Raw genomic sequence first — 26194 nt, forward strand, 5'->3', positions numbered from 1 at the left:
GAAACGCGTTGGCGATATCTCGCAGTGATTGACCTGCATGGATACCTCCTCGCGAGCGGTGGCCGCGACCGCGCTCGGGCTTCCAGTGGCGCTGCTGCTGTTGTTGCTGGTGATCATCGGCGCCGACCCGGCGCTGACCTGCACAACCCCGCTATCAGGGGGCGGGGCGGCGGGCGTTGGGGGCGCGACCGGTCAGTCGGTGGCGGGACTGTCGGAGCGGCAGTTGCAGCTGGCGCGCGATGGCGTGGCGATCGGCAAACAACGCGGGATGGGCGAGTCGGTGATCATCGCCGAATTAGCAGCCCAAGCCACCGAGAGCACCTTCCGGAATCTGGCCAACCCGTCGGTGCCGGAGTCGTTGAACTACGCCAACGACGGGCTCGGCTACGACCACGATTCGATCGGCCCACACCAGATGCGCGCCAGCGTCTGGGGATCCGTCGGCATCGGCAAGCTCATGGAGCCGGTGTATCAAATCAACTGGTTCTACGACCACGCTCAACAACTCGGTGCCACCGCCGAGCGGATGTCGCCAGCCGAACTCGCGCAGGCGATCGAACAGTCGGCACCGAACGCCTATGGGGCGCAACTGGAATTGGCGCGGCGACTGTACGGGTTGTTCGCCGATATCGACCTCGCCTCGATGCCCCGCACCGCGGCCGGGTCGCCCGCGGCGGGATGCGGGACGGGCTCGGGTGCACCGTTGCCGGCGCAGGCGAGTGCGTTCGGGCGGGCGGTGATCGAGTACGCCTCGCGCTGGATCGGCACCCCGTACGTGTGGGGCGGCGGCGACACCACCGGCCCGACCAGCGGCGGGTTCGACTGCTCCGGGCTGACCCTCTACGCGATCTACCAAGCCTCCGGTGGCCGGATCCGCCTGCCGCACTACACCCAAGCCCAACAAGACCATCCGAGCGCGCGAGCGGTGCCGTTCGCGGATCGGGCACCGGGGGACCTGATCTTCTTCACCGCTCCGGGAAAGACGGATTCCCATCACGTCGGCATCTACTACGGCCGTGTCTATTCCGGCCCCGACGACAAGACCGGCACCGAGATGCTGCTGCACGCACCCCAGAGCGGGCAAACCGTCACCCTGACCCCGCTCAGTGCCTGGGACGAACACCCGGACGTGCGCCGCTACGACGTTCCCGCGACCCCAACCCCCGACACCACCCTGGGAGGTCGAACATGAAAAACCTACCAAACCCTCTGAGCCCGCAGCGATCTGGTGTCACGCCGGAGATGGTCGTGCGCGTGCGCGCGGTCGAGTTATACGGGTTCACCAGCACGCGTCAGTTCGATCGCGTGGCGACTGAACACGGGTTCACCGACCCGGGCGGTTTCGAGCGGTATCTGACCGCGTTGCTGGTCGAAGCCGGGATCGACTACGAAGGACTGCGCCAGATCGAGGCCGCCCGCCGCGTCGCGCATCAACGACTGGTGGTGAGGGCAGCGCGGGGGCCACGGCTGATGTTGTGGTCGGCCGCCACCATGACCACCTTCACGGTCTGCCGCGCCGACGGACGAGTCATCTGGCACGATCTGTTTGCCCGCGACACCGTGCTCGGTGACGGTTCAGCGGCTGCGGAAGCCTCAGCGCGACAAGCGATATGGATCGCAGAGCAGGCCCGCGCCCAGTGGGGCGCCGATGCCGCGACCCTGCATCTGATCTTGGCGCGCAGCCGCGGCGTCGATCTGGAAAACCTGCACCGCGATGCCGCGACCGCCGGCCTGGTGCTGGACGTGGTCACCGATCCGGTGCACAACCCAGCCGCCGAACAATGCCAGCGCCGCGATGTCGTCGACTGGCACACCACAGACCTCGGTGGCCTGCTACACCCATCCAGGGCCTCGGCATGACCCGCACGACATTGCTGACCACGGTGGTCGCTTTCGCCACCTCGAGTGCAGGGTGCGCTGCGAATACGCCTACCCCCAGCGTGGAACCGCCCTGCCGTGCAGCGAATTTCGCGGCTCCCTTTTCTGTGGTGGATCCGTGTTCGGCCGAATCGGTTCTGACCGCGGCGGTTTCGGCTGTGTTCGGGTATCGACCGAGCGAGGACCCCGATCAGCGGATGGCGTTCCGGTCGGCACGCACGTTGATGGATCCGGTGTTCGCGCGGCGCGCCGAGCCCGCGGCCCTGGTGTGGGCGCCGGTGAGCGTTACGCAGTGGCAGCGGTGGCGCACCGACGCCACCACCATCGCGGTATCGGCGCGTGTGACCAGCGACGACCACCCGGCCGACGCCGCCACCACCGTCAGCCGCGTGCTCGCCGTCGAACTCGAACCCCGCAATGAGGCGCCGATCAGGTGGGTGGTGTACGCGCAGGCAACCCGTACCACGGCGGGATCGGCGTGGTTGCTGTCTGGAATGGAGGTTGTCGCATGAATGGAGATCCCGTCGAGGAATCCAGCCAAGGAATGCGGCAGGGTTTCGTCCAAGCCTTGCAGACCGCGCACACCACTGCTGCTCTGATGCGGGGACGTGGTGGGGAATCACGATCGAGGGCGGAGTCCGAGCAGCGGATACGCCTGGCCGACAACAAAGAGTTGCGCTCGGTCATCGAACACCACCAGCGCGTGTTCAACGCCGGACAAGCAGCGGAGTTGGCGCGGGAACTGAACATCGCCAAGGTCGATGAAGTGCGTGCCCGCATCGAGCGCGCCGACGAGATGCACGAGATGGAGCAGTGGATCAAGGAGCGCCAATCCGAACGCGCCGATGCCGACCTCGACCGCCGCGACGCAGCAGGCGAACTCGAACGCGAGCAGAACATCGAAATCCACGAGTGGAAGGTCGACGCCTACGCCAACCGCGAGACCCGCGCCGCCGAGCTGCACGAGCTCGACGTCGAATACAAGAACCTGCTCATCGAGAGCCGCCGCCGCGCAGCCGGTTTCAGCGACACCCTGAGCGCGCACGGAGAATCCGGCGAAGCGATGGCCTCGGCTGCGGCGTTCGCCGCAGCCAAAGGCGCCGAGGGGTTGTCCGAGGAACTCGACGACGAGTTCGACGCTTTCGCCGAACGGTTCGTCGAGGACACCGGCAGCGACTACAGCGACATCATCGACGCCGAGATCATCGAAGACTTCGACGATCCCGACGTGACGGCGGCACCGCTGAGCCAGGCATCGGCGCCAGCGATCGAGAACATCGTCGACGCCGACATCATCGACGATTTCGACGTGACGGTGGCACCGTCAAGCCAGGCGTCGACGGTAGCGATGGACGACATCATCGGGCTCACCGAGGAACTGAGTTTCACCACCCACCTCAGCCATGAGTTCGCAGATCTGGCGGGCGACCCGGACACCGACGCGGATGCGGGCTCGGACATCGGCGATGCGGTCGATGCCGCCGGACTCACCGGCGAGGCCCTGGCCGAGGACATGGATTTCGGCCCCGAAGTAGATCTGCCCGCGCCGCACGTGTCGCCGATCTCTGATCTGGGGATGCAGCGGTGACCGCGACAACGACAACAACCGTGGTGGCTTCTGCTGCAGGTGGGAGCCGGTGAGATGGATACACCGACCGGCCTGCAGGCGCATCTGCTCAAAGCCGTCCAGAACCTCGCCTACGACAACCACCAGACCCTTCAGCGCGCACGCCACACAGGTCCCACCAGCCCACCGCCAGAGGTGGTGGCGCAGTTGGGCATCAGCGACCGGTCCCGCGAACAGCTCGAAACGGTCGGGTTGGCGGTGGGGGTGCCCAAGGCGTGGATCGACTACGCCCGCGCCGCCGGGGAACGCGGCAGCCAATGGAAGCCGGGGCAGGTGATGCTCGGGTCCGGACAGGTCCAGCGCAGCGAACTCACCACGGCGCTGGGCCGGGAAGTCCGTGACCTACAGGACATGGCCGGTATCGCCGCCGCACACACCCGCCACGCCGAACTCGACAGCGATGCGGTAGCGCGGTTTCGGCGAGTCATGGGAATGACCTGGCAGCGCCTCGGCGCGGTCGCCCACGCACTTGCCTTGAGTGAAGAAGAACGCCACCAGGTGTGGCAACGCGGCCACCAGCATTGGTCGACCGCGGTCGCCGAGCAGGTCCGCGACCACAACGATCAGCAGCTGACAGCACGGTGGAATGAGGTCGCGGGCTGCGATTTCACCGCGGTCGCGATGCCGGTGATCGTGCTGCAAGCCGCCGGAATCACCCACGACGACATCGCCGCACAAATGCCGGTGTCTCCGGACCACATGGTCGAACTCGTCGTCGACGCTCTCACCACCGCCGACCGCGGTCCTGTCGCACCCATAGTGACCGACCCGGACCGCGCACCCGAAGCTGCCGCGATCAACGCCGCCATTGAGGCCGCCGGTTTGACCGGTGAGCTGCCCACAGCCCTCGGGCCCGCCGAGGGAGCGACCGAATCAGCGCCCGCGACCGCAAGCGCCGACCTCGACCACGGGCACGAGCCATGACGTCCGCTCTCACAGCGGTGGTCGCGCTGCACGATCCGAAAACGACTGAACACCAACCCTTTCCAACAGAAAGGCACAAGCACATGCGTGAACCGACACCGGAGGTGGAGTACCTGCCCAGCTGGAAGCTGCGGCTGCTCGAACGAATCCAGGACAGCGCCGCCGACCACGCCCGGATGCTACGACAGGGCTACCCAACCTATGAGCCGCACTACGGCAGCGGGGAAATCCCGCTGCAGAACTGGCGCACTCACCTGCGCGCCCTGGAAGCTGACCGCGAAGAGATCGCGACACACGCCCTCGCGGTCGGTATCCCGTCCTCGGCTATCGATCGGGCATACGCAGTAGGTCAGCGCGGACTGAGATGGGCCGACAGCGTGTGGTCCCCTCTCAAGCCCCGCGGCGAGGACGCGGTGCGTGCCCACATGGTCGAAGGAGTTGCCGCCGACATCTGGCAGCTCGAACATATGGCGGCGATCGCTGTCGAAAGGCGATTCGGCCGACCGCCGAGCCGCATTCAGCATTCACCCGACGCCACCGAAGTCGCCCAGTACGGGCGCAACATGGCCGCGTTGTGGAACCGGGCCAACAACGTCGCGCACGCGATCGAGTTGACCGCCCAAGAGCGCGCCGAGCTGTGGGGCCGTGACGAGGCGGGCTGGCTCAGGCTGACCGCGGTGACCGTGCGCTGCTACAACGACGCCGATCTGATGGAGCGGTGGCGCGCCTACGCCTGGCCCGGCATCGAACACGAGGCCCGCCGCAGCATCGACACCCTGCCCGTAGGTCAGGTGGCGGGGGATGAGCAGGGTGCGGCGCCACCGACTCCGCATGTACTCATCGACCGCGCCACCGAAGCCCTCACGGTCACCACACCTGCTGAGGAGGCCGCGCGCGCCGACATTGGTGATGCGGTCGACGCCGCGCTGCCGCCGGATCCCGTTGCGGCATGGGACGACGAAACGGGCATCGAACCCGATGCCCGTCCACCCGAACCCGGCTCGTCACCCGGTCACGAACTGTGAAGGCGCGCAGACGATGACGACCCCGGAATCGGAATTCTCAGCACCGCAGACAGTGGCGCAGTGGCAATCCCAACTGCTGCTACGCATCCGGCTGCTCTCAGCCGAACACACCCGCATCCTCGACGCCGGGTGGGAGAACTTCGAGGCTCTCACCACCGACGGCGACCCCCAGCAGGCGTGGCAAACCCATCTCGATGGGCTCGAGGCCCAACGCGAGCAAACCGAACAGACCGCGCTGACCGCCGGAATCGAACCAGCCTGGATCGCGGATGCTCGTGAACTCGGCATCGCCAGCACCCGCCCACGCGTGGATGCCGGGGTGCGGGCGAACCCGTCACGTGACAACGCCGCCCAGGACTTCTACATGGACATGCTCCACCTGGACCTGTGGCATCTCGAGCGGATGGCTGTTCTCTCCGCGGCCCGCGCCGACCGCATCGCCACCGGACGGTGGAGCTTTGGCACCAATCCCCTTGCCGCGGCGCAGTTCGCGCAGAACATGCAGCTCTACCACCAGCGCGTCACCGCTTTGGCGCATGCCGCGGAAATCAGCACCAGCGAAGCCGACCAACTCTGGGGAGCAGATGCCGAAGGGAGCCGACGACGACATGCGGTCCACCTCGAAACCTACGACGAACTAGCCCTGGTCAACGAATGGAACTCCTACGCCACAGTCCGTGGCGACCTCGCGATCCCGCCCTATGTTCCCACCGACCCCGCTACCGGCACCCCCATCGCTGGCGCCGAGGTCAGCCCGCCGACACCACAAGACATGATCGCCGCCGCCGCCGTTTCCCTGCGGGCCGAATTCGTCGACGCCGCCCTCGGCCGCGAGGGCGAACTCGATCCGGCCGCGATCACCGACGCCGTCGACGCCGCCCTCCCCGACGGCGAGCACACCTGGGAAGCCGAACCCGACTACAGCGACCATGTCAGGTACCCACCGTCACGTACCGACCTGGGCGTCGACCCGTATTAGCAGACCTCCACGAAAGAAACACACGACCGACCACCGATACCACCTGACGAACTCGTTTCACGCGCTGATGTCGACGCACTGGTCACGGGTACTGACCGGGACGTTCGAAACCGCACTGCCAGGGGACATCCGAATACCGCCGCACCGACCGTCGCACGACGGTACGCGGTCCACGCCTTCCCTCACCGGAGGTCGACGATGTCTGACACCACACCCGATTCCGTCATTCCGCGAGACGACCGACCACGGCACGGTCGTCACAGTGATCGGCGGGAGCAGCGATGAGCTGGCCCGATCCGCGACACGCAACCACCGATCCCGCCTACTACCACGACGCCGCCAACCGCACCGAAGCCCAAATCCGGGCCGATTTCACCCGCTACTACCAACTGCGGGAGATCGCCCCGCACGGCGAAACCCCCGCCCAGCAACGGGAATTCACCGCCCAAGCCGATGAGTTGGCCGCACGATGGGGCCGCCACGAATCCGTCGAGCACCGCACCCTGTGGGCACAACTACAAGCCGCGGTCGCCGGGTGGGAAGCGCGCCCGGAATCCACCCGCCGCGCCTACGACCGGATCACCCGATCTGTCGCCGACGGGGACCTCGAGATCGATGCAGTGGTGGGCCGCAATTTGCGCCAGGCCGCCGAAATCACCGGCCACATCGAAACTTTCACCGCAGGCTCCGACCAAGACGGCGCCCGCTGGCGACCACCGGACCGCACCTTTGGGCGCGAAGCCGAGCGTGGCAGCTTGCTCGACCGGGCTTTGGGTGGGAGCGCACCGGTCCTGACCAGGCTGGCCGAGGTCGACGCGATCATCGCCGAAACCGATCAGCTCCTCGACGCCGAAGAAGCCGCCGGGGACCTCGACACCGGCCGTGACGAACGCCTCGCCCGGCAGCGGGCGGCACTGCGGCAACTGCAGGACTCCACCGCAGAACACACCCTGCTGGGGCAGGCGTGGCCCGATTCACCCGAACAGGACCAAGCCCACATCGCGCGGCTGGAATCCCTGCTCGATGACGCCCGCGCCGCCCGCGTGGACGCCGCCCTGACTGGGGCACCGGTCGCCGACATCGAAGCCGTCATTCACGCGGGACGCGACGGCACCTACTGGCACGACAAACCCGGCAACTCGCGGGTGCTCAGCACGCCCACGGGCATGCACCAAGGGCTGAATCCAGTGCCAGCGCTTGGCGACCCGGCCGCACCGGAACCGAGCACGGACCCCGGCGGCGCCGAAATCGAGGAAGCCATCGGCGCCGCCCTGCCCGAGGTCGAGGTCGGCGAGTGGAGCGACACCGAGGTGAGCGAAGAACCCGCCATGGCCCCCACAGCGGGCGTCGATGCCGACATGTCCCGGTGAAAACCGCCCCCTCCCAATCCTTTTCACCCTCTCCCAAGGAGTTGATCATGATCTCGACCAGAGAGACTCGCCGCCGTACCAAACGCGGACTGGGCGAGGAAACCACACTGCTGCTGGCGCTTCTGGCGTTGATCGCCTTCGCGCTGTCGTTGTGGGCGGCGTTGAGCCTGGGCAGCTGGTGGGCTGGACTGCCGGTTACTCGCCACCCGGTGACCGCGCTTGTGCAGGTTGTCCTAGGCCAGCATCCCTGGCCCTGGCAGGCCAGCGTCCTGGCCGTCGTGTTCATCGCCGCTGCAGCTGCGGTGGTGGTCGCGTGTTGGCGAACGTTGTTCGCGGGCAGCGAGATCGACGCGGCTGCCCGCACCATGCAACGGCCCGCCGACATCGAGATGGCTCGAGCCCGCGACAACGTGATCGCCAACCGGCGGCTGCTGCGCGACGCAGATCCGCAGATCCAGGCGCTCAAAGGGCCACCACTGGGGAAAACGGTGATCGGTGGTGTGGAGCTGTACGTGCCTGCCGAACTCGGGGTGACGATCGCCGCGGGAACCCGTACCGGCAAAACCATGGCGTGGGCGATACCGGCGGTGTTGTCGGCGTGGGGACCGTGCCTGGCCACGAGCAACAAGCCAGATCTCTACCGGCACACCGTCTATGGGCGCGAACAGCGCGGCCAGATCTGGTTGTGTGATCTGCAGGCGGTTACCGGCCATGTGGAGTGCGGGTTCTGGGTGGACCTGCTCGCCCAAGTGAAAATCCTGCCCGCTGCCCGTAAGTTGGCGGGGTTCTTCGTCGAGGACGCGACCGGCGACAACGCACGCGTCGATGCCTACTTCGACGGCGGAGCACGCGAGCTACTCGCCTTGTATGTCTTTGCTGCGGCGTGCGCGGGCGGGGACCTGATCCACGCAGCCGAATGGCTCGGTCGCGACCAAGACCAGACCCCCGCACTGATCCTGCGCCACTACAACCACGCGCGCGCCGCCGAGCGGATCCTGGAAGCCCAAAGCCTGTACGCGCGACAGCGTGACGGCTTGTTCGACATGGCGCGCCGATTCTTGAACGTGCTGTCGGACGAGGGCTACGCCCGGCTGGTCACTCCACCGCGACGGGTGTTGCTGGCGGCGCGGGAGGACACGGACAAGAAGACCGGCACACCCCGCATTGTCATCGAGAAGACCGAACAAGCACCGACCCATGATCTGCCGGAGTTCATACCCACTGAGTTCGTCACCTCGACCGACACGCTGTATGCGCTGTCGATGGCCGGGCCGGACGGAGCCACACCACTGACCTCCGCGTTGGTCGGCCAGATCCTGGAAGCCGCCCTCGACGCCGCCCGCGCCCGCCCGGACGGACGGCTGGCCGTGCCGCTGCTCGGTGTGCTCGACGAGGCCGCCAACTGCGCCCGCATCGCCGAACTTCCGTCGTATTACACCTACGCCGGCGGCTGCGGAATCATCCTCATCACCATCCTGCAGGTCCTTGAGCAGGGCGAAGACCTATGGGGCGCCAACGGTCTGAAAACCATGCGCGCCCAATCCATCGAGGTCTACGGCGGCGGCATCGCCGCGACCGACTACCTCGAACACTGGTCAGCCATGGCAGGCCCCCACGATGTGGCTGAGCGCTCCCGCAGCCACGGCGCCCAGGGCATCAACAGATCCCTGTCTTGGCGCGCCGAACCCATCCTTGATGTCGCCTTGTTGGCGGCATTGCCGAAAGACCGTGCGCTGGTGCGTCTTCCGAACCACGGGCCGGTGGTGGTGCGCAAGATCTGGTGGTCCGACACCGAATACGCGCCCCTGATCCAGGCATCGCTGGCGCGGTTCGACAAAGCCGCCGACCAGATCACGCTGCCCGCCAGCGACATCACCGACGGCGCGGCGGGCGGTGAGCAGCCGTGACCGCGCCGCCCGCAGCGGCCAAGAAGCCGCCGATGCCGCCGAGCTACACCCACTTCACCGAATTCGCCGAACGCTGGTTGTTCCCGTTCGTCACGGTGCGGCTGGCCGAAGCCAACCGGGAGAACACCTACACCTGGTGCAGCAAGTGGTGGGCACACCGCCCGGTCGCGGTGCGGATCGCGCACCTGCATGCCGCGTTCGAAGCGCAGCGCCGCGCCGGTACAGGTAATGGGTTCAGCACGTTCGTGGGCTCCCATGTCGATGCCCACGTCAAAACCATGCTCGACGCCGCCAACGGGCCCCTGCACCGCTGCACCCGAACCACCCACGTCGCGACACCCTCCCTGCCGTTCGACCCGGTCCCGGCCGGGTGGTTCAAATCCACCAAGCCAGCCGGCGGGCAAGCCGGGGGCAGCGATGCGAAGGGGGAGAAGAAGGGGCCGCCGCCGCGGTTCGCCCATTACAGCGAGTTCGTGCAGCAGTGGCTGCTGCCGGTCACCGCGGTACGTCTGGCGGGCAACGGCCGTGAGGGCCAATACACGTGGTGTCGCCAATGGTGGCGCCACCAAGGCGTGACCGTTCGCTTCGCCGGGCTGCACAAGGTGTTCGAAGCCGCCCGCCACGCCGAGGACAAATCCGCGATGAGCAGCCTGTTCGTCCGCCACATCGACCCACACCTGCGCCACATCCTCGACGCCGCCAACGGACCGCTGTTCCGCTGCACCCCCGACACACACATCGACACCCCCGGCGTGCCCGCGGCACCGATCCCGGCCGCCTGGTTCGGCGCCCCCGGCGCGAAAACACCCATCGAACGCCTCGGGTTCGGCCCCGACTTCCGAGCATTCGGCGACCTCAGCGTTGATGGGGCCAAGTCGTGACGGCACCGACGCGAGCACAGGTGAGGGTACTGAAATCCCTGCAGAACCAGACGGTGGTCCTGAACCAGATGGTCGTTACCGCCACCACGCGTCAGCAGCAGACCGGTCAACCCCCACCGGAGTCGTGGTTCCGGGACTATCAACCCCGCGCGATCGCGCGTGAGGAACTGATCAACGCGGCCTTTGCCGGCGGGGTGCCCCGTGCGTGGATCGACCACGTGCGCGAACGCGGCGACCGCGGAATCGGTTGGCGCGCCGACCTATACCTGCGTGCTCCCGAGGCGACCGATTGGGAGCGCATCCTCGGTGACCTCGATGCGGACGTACAGCGGCAGCGGGAATGGCTCGCGCTCAATGCCGCCCACAACACGATCAGCCCAGCCACCGACAGCGCTGCCGCTCACGATGTCGACCGCAACCTGCGCGCCCTGCACCACCGGACCACCGGGGTAGCCAACCTGCTCGGCCTCACCACCGAACAAGGCCATCAACTCTGGGGCGACGCCTGCGACTGGGCCCACTCCGCGGTCGAGATGCTCGATGATGTCCCCGCCGAACAGCTGACCCAGCGCTGGCAGCAGCTCGCGCGCACCGACACCCGCGCCTACGCACTGCAAGCCCACGCACTCGCCGCCGCTGGGATACCGACCTTGACTGCGGCAGCGTTGCCCTCCCACGCAGAGTTGGTCCCCGCGATCAGAGCTGGGCTCACACTCCCACAGCCACTGTTTCGGGCGGCCGTCACGACCGGTGAGGACATCGACACCGCGATCGACGCCGCAAACCTCACCGTCGACGGTGAGGTTGATGTCGAAACCGGTAGTGCAGCAGCGATGTTCAGCGATGGACCCACCACCCACGCGTGTGTCTACGAACCCGTGGCAGACATCGGTGCGCCGCAGTTCGTGGCGCCGGGCGAGGGATACGAACCATGACCACGCCCGGATCAGGCACGCGCAGCGGGGATATCCCGCCCGAGCAGGCGGTGCTCCTGGCCCGCATCCACCAGTTGGCCGCCGCCGCCAGCGGACTACGGCACGCCGACCATACCGCTGACCCAGTTAGCACGCCCAGCACACCGGTCCTCGAGCAGCTCGCCGCGATCGACCGCGACCGCGACCTGACCGAGATCACAGCCCGCGCCAACGGTGTGCCCGCGAGTTGGGTCGATCTCGCCCGACGGCTCGGGCACACCGGCCGGGCATGGAGCGATGACCAGTTGCTCCCGACACCGCGGCCGGTGGCCGTGCGCCGGAGCGTCCAACGCGTCCTCGACGACACCGGCCAATTGGCCGAGATGGCCGCGATCACCGTCATCCGCGAGCACCTGCTCACCGCCGCCGGGATCACCGCCGAGCCGGACCCTGTTGCCGCACAGCAACTCCGGCGAAACATGCAAGCGCTGTGGACCCGCGCCACCGCCACGGCCACCTCGATCCGCATGGGCCGCACCGAGCGTGCCCACGCATTCCAGGCCGCAATCGGTGCGGTGGACGCCCATGTCGAACGCTACCGGCACTACAGCCTCGACGACCTGGACGCACAGTGGCGCACCCACACCACGACCGCCATCGCCGATGGCGTGCGGCGCTCACTGAAAAGCCTGCGCCGCACCGACCGCACCACCACCCCCAGCAGCGACGCCGAGATCGAGAAACCGCCGACACCGAACGCCCTGCTCGACCACGCCCACCGCAGCCTCGGCACGACAAACACCGATCACACCCAGGCCGGAGCCGAGATCGACGCCGCGGTCACCGACGCGATGCCCGATGCGGCGACTCACGGCTGGGACACCAGCACCGATGTCCGCGACAGCGCCGCCACCGCCGTCCACGCGCATCCGGAGGCCGGACCCGATCCCTAGCCGATCCGCAAACCGAATGTGTTGCCCACCTTCGATTCTCACCGGAGAGGAGCCCATGCACACACCCGACGACGGTGTCCCCGCCGACGCCGCCACACAACACACAGCAACTGCGTCGACCCGTGCGCTCTCGCCATGACCCGCCCGCCCAGCCGTCGAGATTCAACCCGCCCGAACGCCCACCGCCGGGTAGGGCATCGCCGCACTTTCCGCACCTTCCGGCGCCGACCACCAACAACGCCTCCCTCGCGATCAGGAGACCGATCCATGACCCTCAGCCTCGACCACTACACCCGCTCCGCCACCATCCACCGACACCAGCTCGGCGAGCACCGCATCACCTACCTGCCCGACGGTGTCGCGCTGCTCGAACCCCAAGCCTGGCTGCCGGCCTGCGACGACCAGATCTGGGCCGAGCATGCTCATCTGATCAACGCCGACGGCTACCTGGTCGCCAGCGTCGGTGCGCTGCTGGTCGAATACGGCAACCGCGCCCTGCTCATCGACGCCGGATTCGGGCCACTGGCCGTACCGACACCGTTCGGGCTGCTACGCGGCGGACAGCTCCTCGACAGCCTCGCCGCAACAGGCAAGAGCACCGCCGACATCGAAGCCATCGCGCTCACCCACCTGCACCTCGACCACATCGGCTGGCTGTGGCAATCCACGCCCGGAACCACGACCAGTCCGTTCGCCGATATCCCGGTCCTGATCGGGGACAGCGAATGGGAACAGCGTGACCTCTCTTTCGCCGATGGCGCCAGTCCCGAGATGATCGAGGTGTTCGCCGCGCAAGTCCGCACCATCGGCGACGGGCAGGAAATCTTCCCCGGCGTCCACGCCATGGCCACACCCGGTCACAGCCTCGGACACCTCGCCTACACCATCACCTCACCCGGCCACCGGCTGATCGCGTTCGGCGACGCCATGCAAACCCCGCTGCAGATCACTCACCCCGAGCTGACCGCCGCCGTCGATGACGACCCCGCCGCATCCGTGGCCACCTGCCGTCGACTCATCGACGAACTCTCAGCGCCCGGCGTCCTCGGCTTCGGCATGCACTTCGCCGACGTCCAACTCGGCCGAGTCACCGGTCGTCCCGACGGCGCACCAATGTGGCAGCCGAAATAGACACGTGCCCAGCCACATTCGACGGCTCGCGCGCCAACAGACTCCAAAACCTTTCCACACCAACACATCTAGGGAGACAGCTATGCAACCAACCCCCCGATCTGCCGGTATCACCGTTCATGTCCGTCCTGCCGGTAGCCGCGCCGAGCTGCGCGAGTTCACTCGATGGCATCGGCTCGCCGGTGTGCCACAAGCACGCCAGGCCGGACGCAACCTCGTGGATGTGAGCGACGCGGGCATCCTCTCAACCGGGCTGACACGCAGCTATGCACATTCGGTGCACAACGGCAGCACGCCCGGCAGCGTGCCGACGGTGCTGGCCGCGCGCACGATGGCACTGGTCGCCCTCGCCGACGGCCGCCCGATCGGCGGCCTGTCCGCTGGACCCTCGTTCTTCGTGTGCGCGCAGATCGCTGCCCTCGGTCCTGCGTTGGCCCTGCAAGCCGCGCTGACAACGATCAAGATCCACGCGCTGGCAGTCCAGCCCGGCTACCAGCGCCACGGAATCGGCACCGCGTTGCTACGCCACGCGCTCACCACCGCCCGCAATGCCGGAGCCCGCATCGTGTTCGGCCAATTCGACACCAGCTCTTCAGGAGTGGCCGCGTTCTATCGCCATTCCGGCATAAACCTGTCCGAACCCGGCGCACCACTGGACCTGGACGCGCTCATCGATCTGCCCGCCATAATCGCGTCGCTACCAGGGGAGACCCTGTTTCATCAGGTCATGAACCAGTGAGCAGCGCATCAGATTGCTCGGTAGAGGCGAAACAGATTCCAGCCACCACCAGACCGGTGTCCGATCTTGTGGATCTTGAGGTGGCTGTGGTGGGGGCGGGCTTCGGCGGGATCGGCATGGGTGTGGCGCTTCGGCGCGCCGGTGTCGAGCGGTTCGCGATCTTCGAGGAGGCCGACGACCTCGGCGGCGTCTGGCGCGATAACACCTACCCCAACTGCAACTGCGACGTTCCCGCTCACCTGTATTCGTTTTCCTTTGCGCCCTACCGCAACCGGCGCATCAGGTATCCAGGACAGCCCGAGATCCTGAACTATCTGCGGCGGGTCGTGCTCGAGCAGCGGCTTGCGCCGCACCTACGGCTGGGCACGGCGATCCGCGACGCCACCTATCTCGAAAATCAGGGACGATGGGAACTGATGACCCAGTCTGGACAGGCGGTGCTGGCCGATGCCGTGGTCTTCGCGGTCGGGCAATTACACCGCCCCAACATTCCCGACGTCCCAGGCCGAGCCGAATTCACGGGAGCAGCCTTCCACACCGCCCGCTGGGACCACACCCAACACCTGTCCGGACGCGATGTCGCGGTGATCGGCACCGGATCCAGCGCCGCCGAGATCCTGCCGAGTCTTGCCGCGACCGCACACCACGTGCGCGTCTTCCAGCGCACACCGCACTGGGTACTACCCAAACCCGCTACCGAGTTCGGCCCAACCATGCGAACGGCGCTGCGATTACCTGGCGCTCAGCGCCTCTACCGCCACGCGCTCTACTGCGGTGGTGATCTCGTGCTCGCACCGATCATGCGCCGCGGCTGGTCGGCCCGCCCGGCCGAATGGGCGGCTCGCCGCTATTTGCGGCGACACATCCCCGATCCGGCACTCCGCGCCAAGCTCACCCCCGACTACCCGATCGGGGGAAAACGTATCATCCTCAACAACGACTACTACCCGACGCTGACCCAACCCAACGTCGAACTGATCACCGCGCCGATCACGCGCCTGACCCGCGAAGGTCTCGACACCGCCGACGGTGCACACCACCACGCCGATGTTCTGATCTTTGCCACGGGGTTCAGGGCATCGGAGTTCCTCGCCCCGATCATCGTGCGCGGCCGAGACGGACAGATGCTGCACGAGCGATGGCGTTCGGGTGCCTCGGCGTTCCACGGGTTGGCAGTGCCGGGGTTCCCGAACGCCTACCTCCTCGCCGGACCCAACACGTTCAATCCCGCGGGCAGCAACCCGACGATGAAGGAACACCAAATCGACTACATCATCCAATGCCTGCGCTGGCGCGACGAAATCGGCGCGACCGCAATCGAAGTCGACAACGAGGCGATGCAAACCCACCAGCGGTGGATGCACAAAGCCATCGCCGAAACCGTCTGGCCAGAAGCAGGTCCGAGTTGGTACAAGCACCCCAGCGGGGCCGTCACCAATCCCTGGCCCGCCACCGGGCGGCGCTTCGACCAGAGGCTGCGCCACCCGCCCGCCGAATCCTTCCACGCGGTTCCGGCCCGCGTCGATACTCAAAGCGAGCACACATGTAGTTGATCAGTCGACGAGTGCGACTTGTCTTGTGGTCACTCGCATTTGCACGCCGTCGGGTACCGGTACCTGTGTCATCGACATCGAGATCGGCCGCTGTGTCGGCGAGGACAGTCGCCACCGACCGGTGATTGTCGCTAATGCGAGCGCGGTTTCGATCAACCCGAACTGCTCGCCGATGCATCCGCGCGCACCGAGACCGAACGGGATGTAGGTCTTGCGGTTGTGATGGGGGTTGGTGTGCATCCAGCGGTCCGGGCGGAACCCGCTCGGATCCTCATATATCCGGTCGCTGCGATGAATCACGTACGGGCTGATCGCGACCTTTGTCCCGGCCGGAAGTTGTATGTCGCCCAATTCAGTATCCGCTGTGACCTGTCGAGTCACCATCCAGGTAGGCGGGTACAGCCGAAGGGTTTCGGTGATAACCCTGTTGGTGAGTGGGAGCGAGGGGAGATCGTCTCGTGTCGCTGTGCGGCCACCCAGAACTGAGTCGACCTCTTCGTGTAACTGCTGCTGCACGTCGTGGTTTCGGTCGAGCAGGTACAACGCCCAGGTGAGGCAGCCTGCGGTGGTTTCGGCGCCCCCCAAGAAGAATGTGAAGACTTGGTCGATCAGCTCGGAGTCGGTGAACTGTGCTCCGTCGTGTTCATCGCGGGCTTCCAGCAATGCCGACAACAGATCGCCGCGGTCTTTTTGTTCGGCGCGTCGTTCCGCAATGACCGATGCCGCGAGTTGCCGGACGCGTCGGGTGGTGGCGTCGTAGCGCCGATTGTCGGGAGTGGGTAGGCGATTGATGATGGGGGGCAGTGCTGTCCGCCGGAAAAGTCCGTGGGCGATCGTGCTCAGATCTGTGGCGAATTGGCGAATTTGCTTGTCGGACAGCGATGTTGAGAACATGGTATCGGTCGCAATCCGGAAGGTCATGGCCGACAGGTCGACGCCCAGGTCGATCAGCTGGCCGTCGTGCCATCCCCGGACCGTGGTCTCGATCGAGCGGGTCATGCTCTCGACATACGGCGGGAGCCGGTCGGAGCGGAACGCGGGCTGGCACAGGCGTCGCTGTCGACGGTGCTTGCTATGTGGGCAGCTGCCGAGTCCGTCGCCGGCGATCTCTCGGGCCCGGGCATAGAAGGGCCCACCTTTGTCGTAGAGCTTGTCGTCAGCGAGGACCTGCGATGTGAGGTCCGGATCGGAAACGAAAACGACGGTGTCCGCCGCGAGCTGGATTCGGCACATCGGACCGTGCTCGGGCAGCGCCGAGAGGAGCGCGAGGGGGTTTCGCATCAGTTTCACCCCATGTCCGATCAACGGCAGTCCACCCGGGGCGGGAGGGATGCGGTCGAGGTCTGACTTTTCCACGTTCATACGGGAGTCCCCCTTCATCAGCTGACTACTCCCCAGGTGATCGCAGCGCTGCATTCGCCCGCGAGCAGAACAATCGTTCGCGATGTTACCAACATCGGGATGTTCATAACATCCCAAATGGCCATTGGGTGCTTCGACGGTGAGCGTCGTGCGTTGCGCCGGCTCCCGTGTCACTTAGCTCCGCCGGGGCTTATCAGGACAGCGGTGGACCAGCGTAGGGTCGTCGCATCGCCTGATGGATGAGGATGTCGCGGTCAGGTCCGGGGAGTTCGCTGACCTGAACCGAGACCGAGAATGGCTCTTTGGTGATCGGATCTACCATGTGACACAGATCGTCGGGCTCACGTCCATATGTGACCTGGATTCCGCCCTGCCAGCGATCATTGAACTCGTCGCTGGCGCGGAGTCGCTCGAGCAAGTCGATGGACTGGGGAGATTCGCGGTAGCGACCGAGTCCCGCACGGACCATTGCGATGAGGCCGGTTGCCTCGTAGTCCCATTGCAGGGCAACGTCTTTGGCAGGCGACCTGGCCACACCGGGCCGGAAATGCCACAGTGCGACGTTGTTGCCTGCGGCTACGATGTCGGGTTCTGCCCGGTAGAAGTTCTGGTTGCCGACAAGGACATTCCACAAAGGATCGGTGAATACGCAAATGATGCCGACCTGGTCGAAGAACTTCAGTGCGGCAAGGCGGTCCGGAGTGCTCACGCGTTCGCGCAGCTCCTCAATCGGCGTCAGCTCGACGGGCGGCTCGGCTAGTTCCCGAGTGAAGCGGGCTTGCATCTCGTCAAGCCGGTAGCCGATGATGAGCTGGTCTAGCACACCCCGAAGTGGTATGAGCCCTTCATTCTCGATCTGTTTGATGTAGGAATCGCTGACCCCGGTACGTACCTCGGCGGACTTTCGAGTGTGCTTCCGGTGCTCACGCACCTTGCGCAACCAGTCACCGAGGTTAGGCATCTCGGCCTTGTCAGATGTCTGGGCGCGGCCACGCCGCTGCGTCATGGCTCGTCTTGCAGGAGTCGAGCTCACGTTGTCGTCCTCCCCGTCTTGTCATCGCTGCCAGCGACCTATCCTCACCATCAATGGATGGTGAGGAAATATCACCGCAGACTCCCCCAAGCTGCTTCTGTCCTATCAGACCTAGATCAATCCGGCAAACGCGTAAGGCCTTCCCACGATTGCGAAAAGGTTGCTTCAGTGGTCGAACCTCCGACTCTTGCAGCGGGACCGTGATCGAGAAGAGCCTCACCGTCGGGCAGCCTCCGGACACCAGCCTCGGGCGGTCCGTTGTTGCGCCATGGCGTGATCTTCTTCTCCTACACCCCGTTTGGGGCCGATACGCTGCCATGGTCACTACGGGTTGGCGTCAGCCGAAAGGCGTGAAGCAGCCGCGCGCGGTTGAGAGTGTCTGATGGACAAGGCTATTGCCAATTACCGCGATCCGTGCAGGTCAGGATGGTCCAGAGTATGGGCAAAGAATTTGACTGGCAAAAACGTTGTCCCTTGAAAGGGTGGCGCCGCGACCGTTTTCGAGGTTTTGATGGCGTAAGTGCGACTGTCGATCTCGGCGCTTACCGCGTCGCGTGCGTCGCGATCCGTTCTCGGTGCTCAGGGGAGGAACAGCTTGATCCAGATTCTGCGAACATGCCGGACCGGCGGTAGCGGCGAGATGAACGGCATGAGCGATAGCCAGGCTCCTACGACCGGTCTCGTCCTCGTAGCCACGAATGCCGTGGGACAGCTGAAAGCAATGACACTGACGAACCCGATACTTGCCGCAACTGTCGTAAGTGGTTGCGGGCGAAACGCTTTACCGGTGCTACTACGCGTAGTGCCGCGATCGTCCAACCGCAGTGCGGACGGGTGTGGAGGTAGCCGATCGAGATGCGCGCACGGATCCTCAGCCGTTCGTGCTGCCAGGGCCACGACTTTCGCCTGCTTCTTCGAAGCGGAACGAAACAGAATCGACGATGAAGCGACCGCCACGAGGTTTGGAGGGTCGTCGTCGTATGACGGCAGCGCTTCGGTAGGCGGGCGGTGTCGATGATCGCATCGGCCCGTCCGGGCGATCTGCACTCGCCTTGCCCGACAGCCGCCGGTGACGCTCGACAACCCACGACCGCCAAATGCCCAATTGTTCGAGAGGAAGTGATGGAAGAAGCGGCCACAAGTGTGCCTCGCGAGTTGGTCGGCTCGATATTGGGGAGCGCGCGAAGCTCTCCGAGCGGCTCGACTGCACAAGCCGCTGGGGTGGCACGTAGAGCGGCAGAGACCCGCGAGCATTTCTTCCGTGCGGCGACCGAGTTGTTTCTCACGCGCGGCTACGCCGAGACATCGCTCAAAGACATCTGCACACGCGCAGGCCATGGCTACAACGCATTCGTAGCCCACTACAACTCCAAGTCGGAACTCGGTAACGAAGTCGCGGAAATGCTGGCCAACCGTGGGGTACAACGAATTCAGCAAGCCGCCCCGCGTGACATCGACCATCTGATCACCATGTTGGTGAAGTGGGCGACGACCCTGGTGACCAGGCCCGCGTGGGCGATGCTGGAGCTGGCCCTCGTAGCCATCGATGACCGCAGCCGGGCCGAGACCACGGCGCGGATCGGACTACTGCGCGACACCCTCACTGAACTGGTTGTCAGCACGGCAGATTCGTCCCGCGAGTCGGCTTCCGTCGACAATGCGATGTCGTTCTTGGTGACGACGGTCATCGGTATGGCCATCCAGTACGCGAATGGCTTGGAGATAACTGGCAAGACGATCGACAGACACGTCCGACTAATTCTGCAAGCTGGTGGACTTGAGAGGTGCGCACAGGAATAGGTCGACAATCACGAGATCGGGCGACACGTGGGAACTCCTGGCCCCGGTCTCCAAACTAGTTTGATGAGTGCGGCCAGGGATGCCCGCAGGCCGTCTCGAAGACTCGGAACCGCGATATATCGTTTCGCTGAGTTTGATCAGGTCACCTACGTTGATCTCCAAATTGCCGCAGCCCAGATCCGACGTCTGGCCGGTTGGTACCGTCAACACCGTGGCCGCGTACCGCGAGTACCCTGACGATCAGCTGATGAGCCCGCAGCAGCGGGCTCTGCTTCTCAAGGTGATCACCGCACTCGACGCTGGCGAGACCGACATTTACCGCGCGGTCGCGACTAGAATGACTCCACCTCCGCTGGGGGAAGATGTCGATACCGTGCTGCGAATCCTCGACATCGACGCAATCCGATACCGGCCGGGCGATCCGGGCGAAGTAGTTCTCTCACGCATCCTGGACGCCCTGGAAGCCGCCGCGAACGGCGTCGAGTTCAAGCTCCCACCGGACGAAGACGCCAACTAGACCAGACCGAGTAGTATTCGAATCTATGTTCGAGTACTGGACGGGTGAGTTCTCGGCGCCGCTGAAGCGCGTCGTGGATCCACCGCGACATGTACTCATCGACCTGAGCGCAGCGATCCCGACCAACGGTCCATTTCGGGCGGACAGAGTTTCGCTGCGGTCCAAGAACTGCGGCCTCGACGTCACCGCGACCGTGCCCGGCTTACTACTGGCATGGGCCCGCGCGACCGATGGGACCTGGCTCGGCCTGTGCTGTTTCGCTATCCGCACTGGTAACCAGCGAGGCCGTGTCGAGACCAGACAGTGGTGCCCGGCACGGGCCATATCTTTGAGGCGTGACTAGCTGCTACCGAAGCGAACCCGACTGACGGACACATCCTTCGCGATAACCGTGCTCGCCTGATTCCGGATTGTTCCGGCTGTTGGGTAACTGAGGGCGGGATGGGTCCTTGCAAAATCCTGATCATCCATCGATGGACCGTGCGTGAATCGATCCCTGCGATACCGCGAAAGTATCGCAACAGCACTCCCTTTTGGCACTGTCGCTACAAGCGACAAGCGGTGCCGTCAGAAGGGATCCGCTGTCGAGGTGACGGATGCGTACGCCACGAAACCGCCGGGCGTAGGCCGAGTCTGCTGGAGAGTTCACGCATCGAGTCGCGAAACGCGGCGGCCGGATGCGCGAGCTGCGACCATGGTCAGGGTCACATGCCGGAAGGCGGCCGAGCGATCAATGGGGGTACCGATGCTGGAGACGAGCGCGACTGCGACCGGGACGCAGGCCGATGATGCGGAGCCGGTGGCGTACCGATGGACCACTATCGTGACCGACGCGGCCGGGCATCAACGGCCGACCTTGCGCGGCCAGGGCCGGTTCGACACCGAGGACTCCTACACCGCGCGCGCCCACGACAGCCACACCGACCTGGCCGCAGCGGTGTTCGCCGAGGTGTGCGGCGAAATGGTCGAATACCACCGCGACGCTGTGCTCGACGCCCGCATCGATGGCCAACCCGACCCGGTCCCACCCATCACAGTCACCACTACAGTCCACGATGCCCACGGCACTGCCGTGGCAATCCTGACCGGCCTGCTACATCATCGGCCAGTAACCGAAGACGAGGTCGCCGACGCCGCAGTCACATTGGGGCAGAGTGCAGTCGCCGACGCATGCCAGCGCATTGACCAACTGCGCGACCCCCGCAGCATCAGCCACCACGATTTGGTCCCGCCAGTCCTTGACCTCGATGTCGAGCTGCGCGCTTACACCGACGTTCACGCGGTTGGTGAGGGTGCGGTTGCGGCCGTCGACGACGAGCGGCGACAACGGCTGCGTGCGCTGCGAGCCGCTGCAGCAGAACTGCGGGCCGAGGTATACAACCCCGAGTACTGCCGCCAGCAACTCGCCACCATGGAAGATGCCCTCGCCGCCGCCCACACCACCGAAACCCCACCCTCGACCACACCACCCGGCGACGAGTATCGATCCGCCGTCGCACTGATCGATTGGCAGGCCCGCGTCGATCGCTGGCAGCGGCTGCTAGAGATCTCCACCGAGGCTTACCTCGACGCCGCCAGACTTGACACCGCCGCCGAACACCTGCGCCGCGGATAGATACATCCGAACTTTCTCGATAGGCGCGAGCTGCCCGGCGGCGATGCCGGCACGCACACGAAGGTCCAGAGCCGATGACGGCAGCGAATGCTGGAAAACGTGTCGTGCTAATCGGCGGCGGCAGGATACAAGGGGTGCGGGCAAGCAAGTCCGGGAACGGGTAGTCGTCGGGCACGCTGCTCGTTACGACATCGAGCCCGGTCCTGTCTTTGTACGCATCGTTCACGGCGGACCGCCTGATTCGCGATTCGGCCCGTAAGTTCCAGGGGTGTTGGTGCGAGGTGACACTCTGAAATCTTTATTGGCGATCGTCGAGGAGGATTGTCCAGGATCGCTTTCTCGTGAAATTCTGGTCTAATGAGTTGATCTCTATGAGTCGATGATGTGGGAAGCTGGCATTGGATTGCCATATCATCTTGGGTCGCGGTGAGGAAGCTTGGCGATGTGGGGAAAGAAGGCGGATAAAATTCCGCCCGTTGAACGCGATCGGGGCGGTCGAATTCCTTTGCACTACGCTGCAGTGGCCAGTGAGAGTGGCAACGACGCCCTTGTCACCTGGCTGCTCGCGCAGGGCCAAGACCCCAACGACCGCGATCACGTCGGGTTCACCCCGCTGCACGGCGCAGCCCAGTATGACCGTGTCGCGGTGGTGCGCGCGCTGCTCGATGCTGGTGGCAGGGTTAACGCGCAGGACGATGAAGGCAACACTGCATTGATGTATGCCGTCCGCAGTCCATGGACCAGTCCGGAAGTTGTTCAGTTGCTGCGGGACCGAGGCGGTGATCCGACGATCCAGAACCAGCAGGGCAACTCCCCGCTGTCGCGTGTTCGTCGCGTCAGCAACAAACCCCTTATCAAAGCAGTGTTCGCCGACATCCTCGACGAGTAACCGGTCATGAGATATGTGAAAGTCGCCTGGGACCATGATTTCGAGGACGAGCCGGTGGCGTACTTCCATGAGGTCGATGTCGACGACTGGGAAACACGCAGAGTGCAGGTTTATCGCGACGGGCGTATGGAGTGGGCTGATAGGTCCCATGAGACCGCTGCCGCCGGAGTCGCAGAGATACCGATTGCACCGATCGAAGAAATAGCAGCACAACCCGAATTCGCCGCAGAAGAAATATCTCGAGATCAATTCGAGCGTGCGTGGTCGAGGGCCCGCATCGCGCGGTAAGCACCCCAGCTGACGGAACTCGAGAGCCTACTGGCCGCTGACCCGGCGGCCCACTGCCAGGTCACCGAGGGGGTCCGCCGTCGCGAAGTGCCGACGCTGATCGCAGAGATGCTCGCTTTTCTGACGTCCAAGGTTCCCACTCGGCGCGACGGTGCCTGGGACCGACACTGCTTGAAAGCGGTTTCGTTGTTGCGATTTCCAGGCAGTTTCGCGAGGTGCACCTGAGAGCTCTGGACTGGCCAGCAACCGCTCGCGTCCACGTTTCTACAACAGTTGGAGGGCGGCGCGGCCCGGTCTCTGTCATCGAATCCGGTCTTCCAGCTCAAACGCGTTGGTGAGATCGGATGGTTCGACAACTACACCGAAAGCTTCGACGCCATCTGGGCTGACGCACAGCCCTGGACACCCTGATTGAAAGGCCGATCATGGGCAGGATCGAGTACTACCACGACCCAAAGGCACCCAAGCCCAATTCCCTTGTGGTGGCCTGCAATCTGCTAGTCACCGACGAACATGGGGCGATCCTGCTGCAGCGCCGTCGCGACACCGGGCAATGGGCGTTGCCCGGTGGTGCCATGGACTTCGGCGAGACCGCGGGCCAGTGCGCCATCCGCGAATGTGAGGAGGAAACCGGCATCACGGCGGAAGTCACGGGATTCCTTGGCGCTTACAGCAATCCGAACCACATCGTCGCCTACACCGACGGCGAGATCCGCCAACAGTACGAGAACTGCTACATCGGCCGCCCGGTTGGGGGTGAGCCGACGATCAACGAGGAAGCCGACGGCGTCACCTGGGTCGATCCACAGGACCTGGACCAATACGACATCCACCCGAGCATGCGCCAACAGATCGGGGACTTCCTGTCCGGGAACTACCCCTACCTCGGCTGAGCGGCCAGAGCCCGCTCGACCCGTGCTGCGGTGGCGAGGATTTCAGGCTCGGCCCGCTGGATGAACCTGCCCACCACGGTATCTGGGCCGTAGCGCGCCACGATCTCAGCGATCCGAGCCGGTGCCGTGGTCGGCGTTCCATCAGGGGTTGTGATTATGTCGCAATAGGTCAAGGCATCCACGAGGAGTTGATCGTCGAGGATTGGGAACTCGGCTTCCAGTTGCTCACGCAGGCCACGCTCCTCGGCCTCCAACAGCGCGAAGGTGTGGTTGGCGACCAGTCGAACCAGCCGGTCGTCGGCCTGATGCTCGTCCCTCAGGAAACGGGCACCGTCCAACGGATGGAAGCCGCTGAGTGCCAGCCGCGGCGCGTAGCCCACGTCGTGCAGGAGGGCAGCAGCGACGAGGAGGTCGCTGTCTTCGCCTTTCAGGTATGCCATTTCGGTCGCGGCACGCGCCACTCCTTGGGTGTGTGCCCAGCGGCGGGGTAGTACTTGCGACAGCTCGTTCTGACCTACATGCCACGCCCAGGACGATCCGTGATTGGCCACTGCCTCACGCTACCGAAATTCACTGCCATCGGGAGAGGCTAAGTAAGTCTGTCACTCGGATACCAGCGCATGCCGACAGGCCGCTGATCGAGCTTCAGCCGCGCTCTGGGTCGCAAGCGCAATGACGCAGTAGCGGTTGGGTAACAGAACTAGCCGTTTGCCTTCTCGTATGCGTCGCGCCTCATTCACGAAGCCAAGCTACAGACGGCCCGGACTGATAACCAAAGGGGTAGCCGCCGCACTCGCACAGCCATTGCAGCGCGGTGGGATGCCGATTTCTCGCCGACCTCGACTACCAAGATCGCTAGGCTGCCGGGGTGTCCTCCGCCGAAACCGGCCGCCGTGTGATCATTTTCGCCCTCGGCGGCACCATCGCCATGTCGGCCAGCCCCACCGGGGGTGTCGCGCCGACGCTGACAGCTGAGCAGCTTGTTGCGGCCATCCCGGGACTCGCCGACAACAGCGTCGCCGTCGAGGTCGTCGACTTCCGCCACATGCCCGGCGCGTCACTGAAGATCTCCGACATCACCGCACTCGCTGACGCCATCGACCAACGACTCGCAGACGCCGACGGTGCTGTTGTCACACAAGGCACCGACACAATCGAGGAAACAGCCTACTTACTGGACCTCCTGCACACCGCGCCACAACCAGTAGTCGTGACCGGAGCGATGCGCAACTCCACACTCGCCGGAGCCGACGGTCCCGCCAACCTGCTGGCCGCCATCCAAACCGCCGCCCACCCAAAGTTCCGGGGGCAAGGATGCCTCGTCGTTCTCGGCGACGAAATCCACGCCGCGCGCCGGGTCCGCAAAACCCACACCACCAGCCCCGCCACCATCCAATCACCCAACGGCGGACCACTGGGCTACATCGTCGAGGGCCACCCCCGCCTGCTCAACCAACTCCCACACCGCGCCGCCGTCCCGACCGCACCCGGCGACGACATCCGCGTCGCGATCATCACCATGGCCCTCGGCGACGACGGCACCACACTGCAAGCAGTCGGTGACCACGTCGACGGCATCGTCATCGCGGGCCTCGGGGCCGGACATGTTCCCGCGCAGACAGTCCCGCTCCTGGAGACCCTCGCCGACAAGGTCCCCGTCATCCTCGCCTCACGCACCGGCGCCGGCTCGACCCTTCAGGCAACCTACGGATTCCCCGGCTCAGAACGCGACCTCATATCCTGCGGCCTGATCCCCGCCGGTTACCTCGATCCGATCAAAGCCCGCATCTTGCTGCTGACACTGATCGCGGCGAACTGCGACCGCGCCGCGATCACCGCCGCGTTCGGCGCGGAGGGCGGATACCGCGATACCGAAACATGGCCCTGGCCAACGAATCTGGACAAAGACACCTGAT

Annotated in this window: 25 protein-coding genes; 22 read left to right on the top strand and 3 right to left on the bottom strand. The window is 65.2% G+C overall.

Going from position 1 to position 26194, the window contains the following annotated elements:
• Positions 1–37 precede the first annotated feature (37 nt).
• From AB0J47_RS18105 to AB0J47_RS18175, 15 genes are all read left to right on the top strand, one after another.
• Positions 38–1192: a C40 family peptidase gene (locus tag AB0J47_RS18105; protein ID WP_364346750.1), complete on the top strand. Its 1155-nt coding sequence runs from the start codon at positions 38–40 to the stop codon at positions 1190–1192.
• The gene (locus AB0J47_RS18110) at positions 1189–1860 is read left to right on the top strand and encodes a hypothetical protein (RefSeq protein WP_364346752.1); all 672 of its coding nucleotides are present in this window, start codon (positions 1189–1191) and stop codon (positions 1858–1860) included. Before AB0J47_RS18105 ends, AB0J47_RS18110 begins: the two co-directional genes overlap by 4 nt.
• A gap of 215 nt (positions 1861–2075) precedes the next feature.
• Positions 2076–2390 (top strand): hypothetical protein, encoded by a 315-nt coding sequence (locus tag AB0J47_RS18115; protein WP_364346754.1) that lies wholly within the window; start codon positions 2076–2078, stop codon positions 2388–2390.
• The gene (locus AB0J47_RS18120) at positions 2387–3466 is read left to right on the top strand and encodes a hypothetical protein (RefSeq protein ID WP_364346756.1); all 1080 of its coding nucleotides are present in this window, start codon (positions 2387–2389) and stop codon (positions 3464–3466) included. Before AB0J47_RS18115 ends, AB0J47_RS18120 begins: the two co-directional genes overlap by 4 nt.
• A 54-nt stretch (positions 3467–3520) precedes the next feature.
• Positions 3521–4429 carry a hypothetical protein gene (locus AB0J47_RS18125; protein ID WP_364346758.1) on the top strand — a complete coding sequence of 303 codons (909 nt, stop codon included), beginning with the start codon at positions 3521–3523 and terminating at the stop codon, positions 4427–4429.
• An 83-nt stretch (positions 4430–4512) separates the two neighbouring features.
• A complete protein-coding gene (locus AB0J47_RS18130) occupies positions 4513–5454 on the top strand; it encodes a hypothetical protein (RefSeq protein ID WP_364346760.1) in 942 nt (313 codons plus the stop codon).
• A gap of 13 nt (positions 5455–5467) precedes the next feature.
• Entirely contained in the window at positions 5468–6433 is a 966-nt protein-coding gene (locus tag AB0J47_RS18135) for a hypothetical protein (RefSeq protein WP_364346762.1), read from the top strand.
• A 281-nt stretch (positions 6434–6714) separates the two neighbouring features.
• Positions 6715–7803 (top strand): hypothetical protein, encoded by a 1089-nt coding sequence (locus AB0J47_RS18140; protein WP_364346764.1) that lies wholly within the window; start codon positions 6715–6717, stop codon positions 7801–7803.
• Between the two features lie 47 nt (positions 7804–7850).
• Entirely contained in the window at positions 7851–9710 is a 1860-nt protein-coding gene (locus AB0J47_RS18145) for a TraM recognition domain-containing protein (protein WP_364346766.1), read from the top strand.
• On the top strand, positions 9707–10591 hold the full coding sequence (locus AB0J47_RS18150) for a DUF4913 domain-containing protein (protein WP_364346768.1): 885 nt from the start codon (positions 9707–9709) through the stop codon (positions 10589–10591). Before AB0J47_RS18145 ends, AB0J47_RS18150 begins: the two co-directional genes overlap by 4 nt.
• Positions 10588–11526, top strand: a complete 939-nt coding sequence (locus AB0J47_RS18155; RefSeq protein WP_364346770.1) for a hypothetical protein — start codon at positions 10588–10590, stop codon at positions 11524–11526. Before AB0J47_RS18150 ends, AB0J47_RS18155 begins: the two co-directional genes overlap by 4 nt.
• Positions 11523–12458, top strand: coding sequence for a hypothetical protein (locus AB0J47_RS18160; RefSeq protein WP_364346772.1), 936 nt, complete (start codon positions 11523–11525; stop codon positions 12456–12458). The genes AB0J47_RS18155 and AB0J47_RS18160 overlap by 4 nt, the downstream gene beginning before the upstream one ends.
• A gap of 267 nt (positions 12459–12725) precedes the next feature.
• On the top strand, positions 12726–13589 hold the full coding sequence (locus tag AB0J47_RS18165) for an MBL fold metallo-hydrolase (RefSeq protein WP_364346774.1): 864 nt from the start codon (positions 12726–12728) through the stop codon (positions 13587–13589).
• A gap of 82 nt (positions 13590–13671) precedes the next feature.
• Entirely contained in the window at positions 13672–14328 is a 657-nt protein-coding gene (locus AB0J47_RS18170; protein WP_364346776.1) for a GNAT family N-acetyltransferase, read from the top strand.
• An 80-nt stretch (positions 14329–14408) separates the two neighbouring features.
• Positions 14409–15881, top strand: coding sequence for an NAD(P)/FAD-dependent oxidoreductase (locus AB0J47_RS18175; RefSeq protein WP_364346778.1), 1473 nt, complete (start codon positions 14409–14411; stop codon positions 15879–15881).
• On the opposite strand, the gene AB0J47_RS18180 is transcribed toward AB0J47_RS18175, so the two are convergent.
• Positions 15882–17297 carry a cytochrome P450 gene (locus AB0J47_RS18180; RefSeq protein WP_364346780.1) on the bottom strand — a complete coding sequence of 472 codons (1416 nt, stop codon included), beginning with the start codon at positions 17295–17297 and terminating at the stop codon, positions 15882–15884.
• 139 nt (positions 17298–17436) lie between these two features.
• The gene (locus AB0J47_RS18185; protein ID WP_364346782.1) at positions 17437–18204 is read right to left on the bottom strand and encodes a hypothetical protein; all 768 of its coding nucleotides are present in this window, start codon (positions 18202–18204) and stop codon (positions 17437–17439) included.
• 1293 nt (positions 18205–19497) lie between these two features.
• Between AB0J47_RS18185 and AB0J47_RS18190 the strand changes: the two genes are divergently transcribed.
• The 6 genes from AB0J47_RS18190 to AB0J47_RS18215 all read left to right on the top strand — a co-directional run bounded on the left by AB0J47_RS18190 (position 19498) and on the right by AB0J47_RS18215 (position 24278).
• Complete coding sequence (locus tag AB0J47_RS18190; protein WP_364346784.1) at positions 19498–20076, top strand: TetR family transcriptional regulator; 579 nt, start codon at positions 19498–19500, stop codon at positions 20074–20076.
• Positions 20077–20287: 211 nt separating this feature from the next.
• The gene (locus AB0J47_RS18195) at positions 20288–20593 is read left to right on the top strand and encodes a hypothetical protein (protein WP_364346786.1); all 306 of its coding nucleotides are present in this window, start codon (positions 20288–20290) and stop codon (positions 20591–20593) included.
• 745 nt (positions 20594–21338) lie between these two features.
• The gene (locus AB0J47_RS18200; protein WP_364346788.1) at positions 21339–22208 is read left to right on the top strand and encodes a hypothetical protein; all 870 of its coding nucleotides are present in this window, start codon (positions 21339–21341) and stop codon (positions 22206–22208) included.
• Positions 22209–22650: 442 nt separating this feature from the next.
• On the top strand, positions 22651–23097 hold the full coding sequence (locus AB0J47_RS18205; RefSeq protein ID WP_364346790.1) for an ankyrin repeat domain-containing protein: 447 nt from the start codon (positions 22651–22653) through the stop codon (positions 23095–23097).
• A 6-nt stretch (positions 23098–23103) separates the two neighbouring features.
• Positions 23104–23385, top strand: coding sequence for a hypothetical protein (locus tag AB0J47_RS18210; RefSeq protein ID WP_364346792.1), 282 nt, complete (start codon positions 23104–23106; stop codon positions 23383–23385).
• Positions 23386–23810: 425 nt separating this feature from the next.
• Positions 23811–24278 carry an NUDIX domain-containing protein gene (locus AB0J47_RS18215; protein WP_364346794.1) on the top strand — a complete coding sequence of 156 codons (468 nt, stop codon included), beginning with the start codon at positions 23811–23813 and terminating at the stop codon, positions 24276–24278.
• Here the strand turns inward: AB0J47_RS18215 and AB0J47_RS18220 are convergent.
• The gene (locus tag AB0J47_RS18220; protein ID WP_364346796.1) at positions 24266–24829 is read right to left on the bottom strand and encodes an HD domain-containing protein; all 564 of its coding nucleotides are present in this window, start codon (positions 24827–24829) and stop codon (positions 24266–24268) included. The genes AB0J47_RS18215 and AB0J47_RS18220 overlap by 13 nt on opposite strands.
• A gap of 317 nt (positions 24830–25146) precedes the next feature.
• Here AB0J47_RS18220 and AB0J47_RS18225 point away from each other — a divergent pair, with 317 nt between their 5' ends.
• Positions 25147–26193 carry an asparaginase gene (locus AB0J47_RS18225; protein ID WP_364346798.1) on the top strand — a complete coding sequence of 349 codons (1047 nt, stop codon included), beginning with the start codon at positions 25147–25149 and terminating at the stop codon, positions 26191–26193.
• Position 26194: the final 1 nt, after the last annotated feature.

The organism is Nocardia sp. NPDC049737, assembly GCF_040674755.1.
GTDB lineage: Bacteria > Actinomycetota > Actinomycetes > Mycobacteriales > Mycobacteriaceae > Nocardia.